This is a genomic window from Pseudonocardia wallangbongensis (genome assembly GCF_054486945.1).
Window position 1 is genome coordinate 388221 of the sequence record NZ_JBRERS010000005.1, and the last position, 12622, is coordinate 400842.

Consider the following 12622-nt stretch of genomic DNA (forward strand, 5'->3'; position numbering starts at 1 on the left):
GCGTGGTCGCACCGCGCAGCCTTCCTGAGCCCATCGGGGCGCCGCGTGACCCGACCGCGCTCCGGCCGCTCCGCACCGTGGAGGGCGACCGGATCGATCTGCTCGCCGTGCGCTGGGCCGAGAGCGCCTACCCCGATGATCCCGGCGCGACCGCGCACCTGGCCACCCTGCTGCGCAAGCTCGCCGCCGTGTTGCGTGCCGAGCCGTTCTGGCCGCTGTCGGCGCGGGCGATCGGCGCCGAGCTGGTCACCGAGGGCGGGCGCCGGGCCACCGAGCGCAGCGGCGAGTCCGACATCGAGGGCCTCGTGGTGCCCAGCCTCCGACGCCTCCGCCGGGACGTGCCGGAGGCGTTCGGGTTGCGGGGTCCCGAGGGGGAGCGCCGCCTCTCGGCGGCCCTGGACGAGCTGGTCGCCGGTGTGGTGGGCGCCGTTCGTGATCGGGACCAGCTCGACCGGGACGAGCCCGGCCGTCCCGCGCGGGCGTCGGCCGTGGACGGCCGGCACATCCGGGCGGTCTACGAGCAGGCAGCGGTGGGCATCGCCATCGTGTCGCTCGACGGGAAGGTGCTGGACCTCAACCCCGCGCTCTGCCGGATGTTCGGCCTCGAGGGCCCGCTCGACCAGCCGCGGCCGATGTCGGACTTCGTGCACCCCGACGACATGGTCGACGTCGTCGAACGCCTGAAGCGCGTGTCGCGCCGCGGCGAGCCCGATGTCGTGCGCATGGAGATGCGGCTCGTGCGCGCCGACTCGCGGGTGATGTGGGTGCACGTCACGGCGTCGCGCGTGCTCGGCGAGGACGGCAGCCCCTCGCACGTCACCGGGTTGGTCGAGGACGTGTCGGACCGCCACCGGCTGTGGTCGCGCCTGCGCGAGGCCTCCTTCGCCGACCAGCTCACGCGGCTGCCGAACCAGGCGGTGGCCGACCAGTGGATGCACCGCGCGTTCGCGGGCGACGGGCCGTCGCGGGTGGGCATCTGCGCGCTCGACCTCGACGGCTTCCACGCGATCAACGACGCGCTCGGCCAGCAGATCGGTGACCGGCTGCTGCTCGGCGTCGCGGGGCGGCTGCACCTCGCCGCCGGCCACAACGTCGTGTGCCGCACGGGCGACGACGAGTTCGTCGTGCTGATCGCCGAACCCGCGGGCGGCACGGACGTCAGCAGGCTCGCCGACCGGCTCCAGGCCGCGCTCGCCACGCCGTTCCACATCGACGGGCACACCCTCGTCGTCTCCGCGAGCATCGGGGTGGCCGAGACGGACACGTCCCGCGGGAGCGCCTCCGAGCTGCTGAGGGCGGCCGACGTCGCCCGCGGGTGGGCGCGGGCGCTCGGCGGTGGGCGGCGGGTGGTCTTCGACCCGGAGCGCGACTCGGCGGAGGCCGCGCGGTTCGCCCTGCTCTCCGGGCTCCGCGGGGGGATCGACCGGGGTGAGTTCCGCCTCGTCTACCAGCCGCTCGTGCGCCTGGCGGACGGCCGGGTGCGCGGCGCCGAGGCACTGGTGCGCTGGCACCACCCCGAGCAGGGAGTGGTGGGGCCGGGCCGGTTCATCGAGCTGGCCGAGCACAGCGGCGCGATCGTGCCGCTCGGGCGCTGGGTGCTGCGGGCCGCCTGCGAGCAGGCGGCGCGCTGGTGGCGCGAGCTCGGCGACGAGGCGCCGTTCGTCAGCGTGAACGTGTCGCCGGTGCAGCTCGTCGAGCCGACGTGGGTGCGCGAGGTCACCCGCGTGCTCGCCGACACCGGGCTGCCCGCACGCCTGCTCCAGCTGGAGATCACCGAGCAGGCGGTGCTCGGCGACGAGGGGATCGTCCTGGACGCCCTGGGTGAGCTGCGCAAGGCGGGCGTGCGGATCGCGCTGGACGACTTCGGCACCGGCTACTCCAGCCTCGCCTGGCTGCGCAGGCTCCCCGTGCACGGCCTGAAGATCGACGGCTCGTTCATCGACGGGCTGCGCAGACCGTCCGCCGATCCCACCGACACCGCGATCGTCCGCGCGCTGGTCGAGCTCGCCCACGCGCTCGGCCTCGAGGTAACGGCCGAGTGGGTCGAGACCGCCGTGCAGGCCCAGCGTCTGGCCGAGCTGGGCTGCGACGTCGGGCAGGGAAGGTGGTTCGGTGACTCCGGTCCCGGAGAGTGGGTCCCGGAGCTCGCACGGCGTAGCATCGGCCGCTGAGCGGCCGTGCCGCCAAACTGAGCCGTCTGCGCGAGGAGCGTCTTGTGGGGGATGGAAGGGCCGACGGCGGAGGCCCGGGGCGGGCAGTCACTGTGGGCCCGAGTTCCACCCGGAACGAGCAGCCGACCGAACGCAATCCGGAACCCGACGTCGACACAGCCACCCATGACCCGGAACCGCGCGAGGAGTGCGGTGTCTTCGGCGTCTGGGCGCCCGGTGAGGACGTCGCCAACCTCACGTACTACGGGCTCTACGCCCTCCAGCACCGCGGCCAGGAGGCCGCGGGCATCGCCGTGTCCGACGGGCGCCGCATGGTCGTGTTCAAGGACCTGGGCCTGGTCAGCCAGGTCTTCGACGAGCAGGTGCTCTCGTCGCTGAAGGGCCACCTCGCCGTCGGGCACTGCCGCTACTCCACCACCGGCTCCACCACCTGGGAGAACGCCCAGCCCACGTTCCGCACCACGGCCACCGGCAGCGGCATCGCGCTGGGCCACAACGGCAACCTCGTCAACAGCGCCGAGCTGCGCGACGAGGTCGCGGTTGCCCGCGCCGAGGAGCGCGCCGACCGCCGGGCGATCCCGGCCAGCACCGACTCCGACCTCATCAGCGAGCTGCTCGCCGTCACCGCCGCCGACACCGGGGTGGAGGAGGCGGCGCTGCGCCTGCTCCCACGGGTGCGCGGGGCGTTCTCGCTGGTGTTCGCCGACGAGCAGACGCTCTACGCGGCACGCGACCCGTACGGCGTCCGTCCACTCGTGCTCGGCAGGCTCGAGCGCGGCTGGGTGGTGGCGAGCGAGACCGCGGCGCTGGACATCGTCGGCGCGTCGATGGTGCGCGAGGTCGAGCCCGGTGAGCTGCTCGCCATCGACGCGGGCGGCCTGCGCAGCTCGCGGTTCGCCGCCCCGGAGCCGAAGGGCTGCGTCTTCGAGTACGTCTACCTGGCGCGGCCGGACACCACCATCTCCGGACGCTCCGTGCACGCGGCCCGCGTGGACATCGGCCGCAGGCTCGCCGAGGAGCATCCCGTCGACGCCGACCTCGTGATCCCGGTGCCCGAGTCCGGCACCCCGGCGGCCATCGGGTACGCCCAGGGCTCCGGCATCCCCTACGGCCAGGGCCTGGTGAAGAACCAGTACGTGGGCCGCACGTTCATCCAGCCCAGCCAGACCATCCGCCAGCTCGGGATCCGGCTCAAGCTCAACCCGCTGCGCGACGTCATCCGCGGCAAACGGCTCGTGGTCGTCGACGACTCGATCGTGCGGGGCAACACCCAGCGCGCGCTCGTCCGCATGCTCCGCGAGGCCGGGGCCGTCGAGGTCCACGTCCGGATCGCGTCCCCGCCGGTGCGGTGGCCGTGCTTCTACGGCATCGACTTCGCCACCCGGGCCGAGCTCGTCGCGAGCGGCCTCGACACGGAGGGCGTGCGCCGGTCCATCGGCGCCGACACGCTCGGCTACGTCTCGGTCGACGGGATGGTCGCGGCCAGCGAGCAGCCGCGCAGCAGGCTGTGCACGGCCTGTTTCACCGGCGAGTACCCGATCCCGCTGCCCGAGGAGGCGCGGCTCGGCAAGCACCTGCTCGAGGATCTCGTCGCCGTGCCCGAGGACGCCTCCGGAGCCGCGTCCGGTGACCCCGGCCCGCTCTCGGTCGGCTACGGAGCCGCCGACGCGCTCGGCCGGCCCTGAGCCGCGCCATCCGAACCCCGGCGCCGTACCGCCGACCCGACTGTCAGGAGCCCGACGACCATGCCGCCCATCACTGCCCGACCCGCCGGGGCAGGCGCCAGCTACGCCGCCGCCGGCGTGGACATCGATGCAGGTGAGAAGGCTGTGGACGCCCTGCGGCCCTACGCGGAGAAGGCGACCAGGCCCGAGGTGATGGGCGGTATCGGCGGGTTCGCGGGGCTCTTCGCGCTGAAGCTGGGCAAGTACACCGAGCCGGTGCTGGCCTCCTCGACCGACGGCGTCGGTACGAAGGTCGCGATCGCGCAGGCCCTCGACAAGCACGACACGATCGGGCTCGACCTGGTGGCGATGGTCGTGGACGACCTCGTCGTCTGCGGCGCCGAACCGCTGTTCATGCAGGACTACATCGCGGTCGGGAAGGTCGTCCCGGAGCAGGTCGGCACGATCGTCAAGGGCATCGCCGACGGCTGCCAGCAGGCCGGCTGCGCGCTGCTGGGCGGCGAGACCGCCGAGCACCCGGGGCTGATGGAGGCCGGTAGCTACGACATCTCGGGCACCGGCGTCGGCATCGTGGAGGCCGCCGCGATGCTGCGGCCCGACCGGATCCGGCCGGGCGACGTGCTCGTGGCGCTCGGCTCGTCGGGGCTGCACTCCAACGGCTTCTCGCTGGCGCGGCACGTCCTGCTCGACATCGCGCGGATGCCGCTCGAAGGTCACGTCGAGGAGTTCGGCCACACCCTCGGGGAGGAACTGCTCGCGCCAACCCGGATCTACGCGCGCGACTGCCTCGCGCTCACCGCGGAGACGGGAGTGCGGATGTTCGCGCACGTCACCGGCGGCGGGCTCGCCCGCAACCTGGAGCGCGTGCTGCCGGCCGGCGTCGACGCGGTGGTGGAGCGGGGCAGCTGGACCCCGGCACCGGTCTTCAAGATGATCGCCAGCCGCGGCCGCGTGGAGCGCGCCGAGATGGAGAGGACCTTCAACATGGGCGTCGGCATGGTGGCGGTGCTGCCGGCCGACGAGGTCGACCGCGCCCTGGCCGTGCTGACGGCGAGGCACGTGCCGGCGTGGGTCCTGGGCGAGGTGCGCCGCGGGAAGAGCCGCAAGGTGCACCTGAAGGGCGACCACCCGAGGTTCTGACCCCTCGACTTCACACACCGCCCATCGCCGGTGTGTGAAGTGGCCCTTATCGCTGCGCCCCGACCGGCACACGCAGCCAGAACCTGCGTCCACCGCCATCGCGGTGGTGACCCCGGCCGCGGCTGCAACGCTCGAGCTGTGCCCGGACGGCGTCGCCGTGTTCGGCCCGGCGCGGCCGGAACGATCGGACAACGGCGCCCCGTACTTCGCGGCGAACGGCGCCCCCGCGGGGATCGTCACCACCTTCCGGGGCCGCCCCGGCACCGGCCGGGAACCGGATCGACGTCGAGGAGGCCGCCCGGCAGATCGCTTCCGAGTTCGGCGGGCGGCTGGTCAGCCACGAGAGGATCGTCCTCGACGGAGTGCCGGCAGAGGATTCGGTGATCGACGTCCGTTCCCCGAGCGGGACCCCGACGCGGCAGCTGATGCGCTGGATCGAGTTCCCCGACCACAACGTCCTCATCCAGGCGATCGGGGACCGCTCCGAGGCCTCGAAGATGGAGCAGGTCCGCGACATCATCACGAGCACGATCCGGGTGCCCTGACCGCGCGCTGCGCGCGATCGCCCGCCGAGCCGTCTGTGAGCGCCGTCACATCACGGTGGCCGATCAGGTCCGCCCCGCCCCGTGGTCCACACTCCAACGGCTCCACCCCGGGGCCACTGAAGAGGAGTCGACCATGAGTGACACCCACTCGTACACGCTGACCCGCGAGCTCGACGCGCCGGTCGAGAACGTCTGGGCGGCCTGGACGCAGCCGGAGCACTACGCGCAGTGGTCCGGCGCGGTGCTGCCGACGATCTCCCTCGACGTGCGGCCCGGCGGCGCCTGGAAGGCCACGATGGCCGCCCCCGACGGGTCCGAGTTCCCGCTGACCGGTACCTACGGCGAGGTCGTCGAGAACGAACGCCTCGAGGTCAACATGGACCTCCCCGGCGGCGAGTCCACCCCGATGGTCGTGGACCTCACCGACATCGGCGGGCGGACCCGGATCGCGCTGTCCCAGACCTGCGCCACCGCGGAGCAGCGGGACATGTCCGAGCAGGGGAGCGGGATGCTGCTCGACGGGCTGTCGGCCTACGTCCCGACGATCTGACCGGTCAGGTCAGGGGCTCGACCTTGCGCACGGCCCGGCCCCGACCCCACCCCGGTGGGCCCTGAGCAGGACGGCACTACGTCTGGCCCAGGGAGCCCGACGCCTGGTCGCGCAGCATGGGCGGATGCAGGGCGGGGGCGGGGCCGCGGCGGAACAGCTGGCCCGGTCGGCCGCGGCCGGAGCTGACCTTCGCACCCGTCGGCAGGAGGAAGCCGGGCGTCGAGGTGACCTTGCGGGAGAAGTTGCGCGGGTCGGGCGAGGTGCCCCACACGGCCTCGTACACCCGGCGCAGCTGCGAGATCGTGAACTCGGCGGGGCAGAACGCCGCGGCGAGCGTCGTGTACTCGAGCTTCCCGCGGGCCCGCTCGACGCTGTCGGCGAGGATCTGCGTGTGGTCGAAGGCGAGCCCGCCGGCGTCCGCCACCGGTACCCAGATGCCGTCGCCGGGCGGCTCGGGCAGGTCGGGTACGAGGGCGAGGTGCCCCACCGTGAGCACGCGGCCGCGTGGGTCCCGGTCGGGGGCGGCGTAGCTCGCGAGCTGTTCGAGGTGGTGGCCGTCGATCGCGAGCCCGATCTCCGCGAGCTCGCGGAACGCGGCGTCGACGAGGTCCTCGCGGCCCTGTACGAAGCCGCCGGGCAGGGCGCGCTCACCGGCGAACGGGGGCGCGCCCCGCTCGCGCAGCAGCACGCACAGGGCGCCGTCCCGCACCGTCAGCACGACCAGGTCCACCGCCACGGCGAACAGGTTGCCGCGCATCGTCCTCCCGACTTCTCGTCGGGCTGACACTACCTGATCATGATCACGCGCCGGCACGCACCTCCTCGATCGGTACCGGCCGGTGCTCCCGCAGGGAGAGCGTGGCCGCCTCCGCGATGAACGCCACCTCCAGCGCGTCCGCCACGGTGCACGGGCTCGGACGGTCACCGGCCACCACCTCGGTGAACGCGGCCAGCTCGGCCCGGAACGCCGTGGCGAGCCGGTCCATGAAGAAGTTGTGCGGCGGGCCGGCCGGGAACGGGACGCCGGGATCGAGCGAGCGCAGCGGCAGCCCGTCGTCGAGGCCTGCGGCGGCGCTGTCGGCCGTGCCGTGCAGCTCCAGCCGCACGTCGTAGCCGCGCGGGTTGCCGCGGCTCACGGACACCACGCCGAGCGTTCCGTCGTCGAAGGTCAGGATCGCGGCAGCCGTGTGCACGTCCCCGATCTCGGTGAAGAGCGGGTCGCCGCGGTCGGAACCGGTGGCGTAGACCTCGACGACCTCCCGGCCGGTCACCCAGCGCACGGCGTCGAAGTCGTGCACCGCGCAGTCGCGGAAGATCCCACCCGATCCGGCGAGGTACGCGGCGGGCGGCGGCGCCGGGTCGAGCGTGGTGGAGCGCACGGTGTGCAGCCCGCCGAGCTCCCCGCTCTCCACGGCCGCGCGGCCGGCGAGGAACGCCGGGTCGAACCGGCGCGGGTAGCCGACCTGTGCGGGCACGCCCGACTCCTGCACCCGCCGCGCCACGGCCACGGCATCCGTCACGTCGCGGGCGAGCGGCTTCTCGCAGAACACCGGCAGCCCGGCTTCGACCGCGGCGAGCACCAGCTCGGGATGAGTGTCGGTGGCGGCCGCGACCAGCACGCCGTCGACGCCCGCCGCGAGCAACTCGGCCACCGAGTCGACCGGCTCCGCTCCGACGCGCTCGGCCACCTCCAACGCCGCCGCCGGCACGGCGTCGGTGACGACCAGCGAGTCGACGGCGGCCAGGTCGGTGAGCGTCCGCGCGTGGAACGCGCCGATCCGTCCCAGCCCGATCAGTCCGAGCCGCATCCCCATCAGTCGAGCCCCCCGAACACGTTCTGGTCCCAGTCGATCACCGAGCCGGTGACGACGCCGCTGCGGTCCGACAGCAGGAACACGACGAAGTCGGCGATCTCGTCGACCTGCCCGAGCTTGCCCATCGGCAGTCGCCTGCCCGCCTCATCGCGCCACCCGTCGTCGGCGTCGTGGAAGCGGCGTTGGGTGGCGTCCTCGCCCTCGGTGTCGGTCCAGCCGATGTCCAGGCCGTTGATCCGGATCCGGTCGAAGCGGTGGGTGTGGGCGGCGTTGCGGGTGAGCCCGGCCAGGCCGGCCTTGGCCGCGACGTACGGCGCCAGGTAGGGCTGCCCGCCCAGCTCCGAGGAGGAGATGACGTTGACGATCGTGCCGGGGGCGCCGCGGCGGAGCATGTCGCGCACGGCCGCCTGCATGAGGAAGAACGGCGCCCGCAGGTTGATCGCGACGTGCTCGTCGAACAGCTCGGGCGTGGTGTCGACCAACGTGCCCCTCGACGTCAGCCCGGCCGCGTTGACCAGCGAGTCGACCCGTCCGTACGCCGTGACGACGGTCGCGACGGAGGCCTGGGCCCGCGTCACGTCCGCAACGTCCGTGGCCACGAACAGCGCCTCGGCACCGGCCTCGCGCAGCTCGGCGACGAGCTTCTCGCCCGGCTCCCGGCGGCGCCCGGTGACGGCGACGGTCGCGCCCTCCCGGGCCGCGGCGCGCGCGACCCCGGCCCCCACGCCCTGCGTGCCCCCGCTGACCAGCACGACCCGATCGGTGAGGAGTGCCATCACGCGGTCCGGCGGCGGTCGGCGTGCTCGGTGAGCGCGGCCTCGAACGCCTCGGACGTCCAGCCCTCGGCCAGCGCCCGCCGGACGAGGTCGGCCTGGCTGGGCGGGGCGAGCCCGTCCACCGGCGGGTCGCGGTCCAGGTTGGTGGGGAACGCGTAGCCCTCGGCGGCCGCGGCGACGGCGTGCTCGGGCGCGGGGTGCGCCTGCAGCGCCGGGTAGACGGCGCGACAGATCCGGTCCCGGTCGACGCTCTCCATCGCCCGCCCGAATGCCGAGGAGATCTGCAGCAGGTTCGCCATCCGGCGGACGTCCGCCGAGCGGTTGGTGCCCGCACCGTGGATCACCGCCGGGTTGAAGAACGCGGCGTCGCCCTTCCGCAGCGGGAGCTGGACGTGGTGGCGCTCGAAGTGCTCGACGAACTCGGTACGGCCGGTGGCGAGGTAGCCGGGCCCGTACTTCTGCGAGTGCGGCAGGTACATCGTGGGCCCGCTCTCCACGGGCATGTCGGTGTGGGCCACCGCGCCCTGCAGCGTGAGCACGGGGGAGAGCACGTGCACGTGCGGCGGGAACTGCTCGATGCGCGCGGGCGGCAGGAACCCGAGGTGGTAGTCCCGGTGCCCGACCTGGGCGGCCCCGCCCGGGTTGACGACGTTGATCTGCGAGGTCACCTGGTAGCCGGGGCCCAGCCAGGCCGTCGACACGAGGGCGAGCACCGGGTCGGCGTAGTAGTCGACGAAGACCTCCGGTGCGCGCACCGCGAGCTTCTCGAGGCCGTTCCACACGCGGTCGTTCGCGCCGGGTTTCGCGAAGTGGTCGCCTGCGACGACCCCGCTCGCGCGTTGCTCGGCGATCATCTCCTCGAATGCGGCGGTGGCGCGGTCGACGACGGCCAGGTCCGGGTGGGCGCCGCGCACCACGACCACGCCGGGGCCGTCGGCGAACGCGCGGACCAGCTCCGCCCGGGCCACCTCTGGCGGTGCGTCCAGCAGGCGGGCGGCGTCGTAGACCAGCACCTCGGCGACGACCTCGGTGGCCAGCGGGAACGCGTGCGGCTCGGTGCGCTCGGCGAGCACTTCCAGGAGGTCCTCGAGGCGGCAGGTGGCCTCGGTCCAGCGGATGTCGGGCGGGTGCGTCGTTGCCATGGCGGCTCCCGGTTTTAAAGCGCTTTAGACCTGCGCTACGATCCTCGCGCCGCCGATGGCTGTCAAGGGGGTGGGCGTTGCACCGCAGGCCGCGGTTGGAGGACGTCGCCGCCGAGGCGGGCGTATCGACCGCGTCGGTCTCCCTCGTCCTGCGCGACGTGCCCGGGCCGAGCGCGCAGACGCGCGAGCGCGTGCTGGCGGCCGCCGAGCGGCTCGGCTACCGGGCGGACCGCACGGCCAGCCTCCTCGCCCGCCGCCGCACGCGGCTCCTCGGTGTCCCGGTGCTCCTGCGCGACGCGTTCCGCACCGAGATGGCCGAGGAGGTGCAGGTCGCCGCGGATGCGCGCGGCTACGCCGTGGCGTTGAGCGCGATCACCCCAGTCTCCGACGAGGCCCGGGTGGTGGACGCGCTGCTCGACATGCGCTGCGAGGCCGTGCTGCTGCTGGCCCCGGAGCTGCCGGTGGCCGACCTGGCGGCGCTCGGCGCGCGCGCCCCCGTCGTCGTGGTCGCCCGGCACGTCGCCCCCGGCGGATTCGACGTCGTGCGGGTCGCCGACGAGGCAGGGGTCGGCGAGTCCGTCGACCACCTCGTCAGCCTCGGGCACCGGCAGATCGTGCACGTCGATGGGGGTGGGGCGGCCATGGCCGCCGACCGCCGGGCCGGCTTCCTCGCCGCCCTGAGCCGCCACGACCTCGACGGCCGCGTGCTCCCGGGCGGATACGTGGAGGCGGCGGGCGCGGCCGCGGCCCGGACGCTCCTCGCCGGCCCGGTGCTGCCGACCGCGGTGGTCGCGGCCAACGACCGCTGCGCGCTCGGCCTCCTCGACGTCTTCCTGCGCGCCGGCGTCCGCGTGCCCGAGGACGTCTCCGTGGTCGGCTACGACGACGGCGAGCTGGCCCGCCTCGCCCACATCGACCTCACGACGGTGAGCCAGGAGGCCGGGGAGCAGGCCCGCCGAGCCGTGGCCGCGGCGGTCGACCGCCTGGACGGGAACCGCACCGACCCGGTGGAGGCGATCCTGACCCCGCACCTGGTGGTCCGGGGCACGACGGCCCCACCGCGCTGAGCCGCCCGCACGAGCCGCCCCAGGTGGAGCGAACGGCACCCTCGGACGCCAGGTGCGAGCGAACGTAGCGGTCGGCCCACTCGCCTGCGCGACCCGCGCCCGGTGGCTACTCCGGCCGCTTCCGCGGCTGGCCCAGTTGTTCGAGTACATCGTCCAGCCGGAATCGGAACTGATTGCCGGGGGTCGTGAGAGTCGGCCGGATCTTCTCGGCGGCCACCCAGCGATGGATCGTCTTCGTGGACACGTTCAGCTCTTTCGCGAGCTGAGCGGTCGTGAGCAATCCGGGTGGCACGTTGTCCACGCTAGGTCGGGTATTGGCCCGGAGGTAGCTCGATGACCTTGAGTGGGGTTGAAAGTCCTCACCACAGGTTGAATGTCCACGGATGTCGTTAGTAGGCTGGCCCGCGTGGCGTTCTGGATGACGGAGCTACCTGGGGGCGGGTTCGCGATGGGCGAGGCACCGGACGAGGCGGAGGCGCGGCTCATGATCGCCCGCAGGCAGGGCCGGGTGTCGGTGACGTTCCACGAGCGTTCCGGCCGGTACCGGTGGACGGTGGTGCTGGACGAGGGCAAGACCTCGCACGGGTGGGCGGACACCGAGGACGAGGCGTGGTGGTTCGTGAAGGAAGCGGTGAACCGCCCGTTCCGCGGGACGCATCACCGGAAGCCGCGTGGCCTCTGGACGCTGCCTCCCGCGTAGCTCGGTTGCCGCGGGGTGGTGGGGTTGGCGCGATTCTCGGGTGCCCTCACGTCGGGCGCTCGGAGATGTGTTCGGGAGGTCGGGCAGGCCGTCGTGGCTTCGCGTCGGGTGCGCGAGTGGGCGAGCGGCGCGTTGCGCGCGGCCGGTACGGACTGGGCCGGGTTGAAGAACCACCGAGTCGGTGGGCGCTCTGCGAGATGCTCGCCTTGCCTCCCGGACCCGCGTACGAGCACGTCACCGGGGTAGCAGGGCGACTGTCCGGTGGTCATCCGCGGTCGCGGATCGGGGCCACAGGATAGTGGCGTGGGCACCCGGCGGGACGGACTCGTCCAGGACGGGTGTGCCCCCGCGCCGGGGACGGCCGCCCACGCCACCACGGGGTTCGGTACTTCCGCCCACCCGACCCACTCGGCACGTGACGGGGCGATACGCGCAGGTGTCCCGCACGGGAGGCCGGGGCCGGTGCGGCGGCCGTCCGGCGCGGGGTGTCGGGGGACGGCGCGCCAAGCTGCCCGTCTCATGATCGGGTCGACCCCACGTGTCTCGGATCGAGATCGAACCCTCGAGGAGTCGACATGACCATGAACTCCCGGACGTGATCGTTGCGGGATGCGACCCAGCGCCCCGGGCAGGGCGATCCGGCGCAGTTCGGACCGATCATGCGGGCTTGATCGCTACGAGACGACGCCGAACGCCCTCGTGAGGGCAATTTCCCGCATCTCGGATCGATCACCAGGCACAGATCCGCGCGAGCCCAGGGAGTGCTGGGACCTACAGGTCGGGGCCCTCGAGCTCCTCCGGCGGCTGGACGGGGCGCCTCCCCTGCTCGCGCGTGTGCTCGGCGATCGCCGCCTCGACGGCGGCGTGCACGGCGGCGGGGGAGACGTTCGGGTCGACCCGGCGGGCGGCCGCCAGCGACCGCGAGGACACAGAGATATTGATCATGGCGGTCGCCCCCTCGGAGCCTCGGTCTCAACCGTTGAGGGGACTATCGTCGCAGCGGCCCCGAGTGTGTCGCTCCGGGGTGAGGCC

General features: G+C 73.5%; 13 protein-coding genes. 7 read left to right on the top strand and 6 right to left on the bottom strand.

Annotated elements, in window-relative coordinates; translation table 11 throughout:
* Positions 1–2 precede the first annotated feature (2 nt).
* The 5 genes from ACU436_RS20835 to ACU436_RS20855 all read left to right on the top strand — a co-directional run bounded on the left by ACU436_RS20835 (position 3) and on the right by ACU436_RS20855 (position 6091).
* The gene (locus tag ACU436_RS20835; protein ID WP_459027690.1) at positions 3–2171 is read left to right on the top strand and encodes a putative bifunctional diguanylate cyclase/phosphodiesterase; all 2169 of its coding nucleotides are present in this window, start codon (positions 3–5) and stop codon (positions 2169–2171) included.
* A 92-nt stretch (positions 2172–2263) separates the two neighbouring features.
* Positions 2264–3856: an amidophosphoribosyltransferase gene (gene purF, locus ACU436_RS20840; protein WP_459027692.1), complete on the top strand. Its 1593-nt coding sequence runs from the start codon at positions 2264–2266 to the stop codon at positions 3854–3856.
* A gap of 60 nt (positions 3857–3916) precedes the next feature.
* Positions 3917–4996, top strand: coding sequence for a phosphoribosylformylglycinamidine cyclo-ligase (purM, locus tag ACU436_RS20845; RefSeq protein ID WP_459027694.1), 1080 nt, complete (start codon positions 3917–3919; stop codon positions 4994–4996).
* A 380-nt stretch (positions 4997–5376) separates the two neighbouring features.
* Positions 5377–5541: a hypothetical protein gene (locus ACU436_RS20850; protein WP_459027696.1), complete on the top strand. Its 165-nt coding sequence runs from the start codon at positions 5377–5379 to the stop codon at positions 5539–5541.
* Positions 5542–5674: 133 nt separating this feature from the next.
* Positions 5675–6091: an SRPBCC family protein gene (locus ACU436_RS20855; protein WP_459027698.1), complete on the top strand. Its 417-nt coding sequence runs from the start codon at positions 5675–5677 to the stop codon at positions 6089–6091.
* 76 nt (positions 6092–6167) lie between these two features.
* Here the strand turns inward: ACU436_RS20855 and ACU436_RS20860 are convergent, their stop codons facing one another.
* The 4 genes from ACU436_RS20860 to ACU436_RS20875 are packed head-to-tail and all read right to left on the bottom strand — an operon-like array spanning position 6168 to position 9823.
* Complete coding sequence (locus tag ACU436_RS20860; protein ID WP_459027700.1) at positions 6168–6848, bottom strand: NUDIX hydrolase; 681 nt, start codon at positions 6846–6848, stop codon at positions 6168–6170.
* Positions 6849–6891: 43 nt separating this feature from the next.
* On the bottom strand, positions 6892–7899 hold the full coding sequence (locus tag ACU436_RS20865; protein WP_459027702.1) for a Gfo/Idh/MocA family protein: 1008 nt from the start codon (positions 7897–7899) through the stop codon (positions 6892–6894).
* A gap of 5 nt (positions 7900–7904) precedes the next feature.
* Complete coding sequence (locus tag ACU436_RS20870) at positions 7905–8681, bottom strand: SDR family oxidoreductase (protein ID WP_459027704.1); 777 nt, start codon at positions 8679–8681, stop codon at positions 7905–7907.
* The gene (locus ACU436_RS20875) at positions 8681–9823 is read right to left on the bottom strand and encodes a phytanoyl-CoA dioxygenase family protein (protein WP_459027706.1); all 1143 of its coding nucleotides are present in this window, start codon (positions 9821–9823) and stop codon (positions 8681–8683) included. Before ACU436_RS20875 ends, ACU436_RS20870 begins: the two co-directional genes overlap by 1 nt.
* A 77-nt stretch (positions 9824–9900) precedes the next feature.
* Between ACU436_RS20875 and ACU436_RS20880 the strand changes: the two genes are divergently transcribed.
* Complete coding sequence (locus ACU436_RS20880) at positions 9901–10890, top strand: LacI family DNA-binding transcriptional regulator (RefSeq protein WP_459027708.1); 990 nt, start codon at positions 9901–9903, stop codon at positions 10888–10890.
* Positions 10891–10996: 106 nt separating this feature from the next.
* Here ACU436_RS20880 and ACU436_RS20885 read toward each other — a convergent pair whose 3' ends face one another.
* Positions 10997–11191, bottom strand: a complete 195-nt coding sequence (locus tag ACU436_RS20885) for a helix-turn-helix domain-containing protein (RefSeq protein ID WP_459027710.1) — start codon at positions 11189–11191, stop codon at positions 10997–10999.
* 105 nt (positions 11192–11296) lie between these two features.
* Here ACU436_RS20885 and ACU436_RS20890 point away from each other — a divergent pair, with 105 nt between their 5' ends.
* Positions 11297–11590 carry a hypothetical protein gene (locus ACU436_RS20890; RefSeq protein ID WP_459027712.1) on the top strand — a complete coding sequence of 98 codons (294 nt, stop codon included), beginning with the start codon at positions 11297–11299 and terminating at the stop codon, positions 11588–11590.
* A 771-nt stretch (positions 11591–12361) separates the two neighbouring features.
* Here ACU436_RS20890 and ACU436_RS20895 read toward each other — a convergent pair.
* Complete coding sequence (locus tag ACU436_RS20895; protein WP_459027714.1) at positions 12362–12535, bottom strand: hypothetical protein; 174 nt, start codon at positions 12533–12535, stop codon at positions 12362–12364.
* Positions 12536–12622: the final 87 nt, after the last annotated feature.

Bases quoted from the DNA above. Each gene is read 5' to 3' on its own strand.
- purM (WP_459027694.1), top strand. From the start codon at position 3,917: ATGCCGCCCATCACTGCCCGACCCGCCGGGGCAGGCGCCAGCTACGCC.
- ACU436_RS20855 (WP_459027698.1), top strand. From the start codon at position 5,675: ATGAGTGACACCCACTCGTACACGCTGACCCGCGAGCTCGACGCGCCG.
- ACU436_RS20860 (WP_459027700.1), bottom strand. From the start codon at position 6,848: ATGCGCGGCAACCTGTTCGCCGTGGCGGTGGACCTGGTCGTGCTGACG.
- ACU436_RS20865 (WP_459027702.1), bottom strand. From the start codon at position 7,899: ATGCGGCTCGGACTGATCGGGCTGGGACGGATCGGCGCGTTCCACGCG.
- ACU436_RS20870 (WP_459027704.1), bottom strand. From the start codon at position 8,681: ATGGCACTCCTCACCGATCGGGTCGTGCTGGTCAGCGGGGGCACGCAG.
- ACU436_RS20875 (WP_459027706.1), bottom strand. From the start codon at position 9,823: ATGGCAACGACGCACCCGCCCGACATCCGCTGGACCGAGGCCACCTGC.
- ACU436_RS20895 (WP_459027714.1), bottom strand. From the start codon at position 12,535: ATGATCAATATCTCTGTGTCCTCGCGGTCGCTGGCGGCCGCCCGCCGG.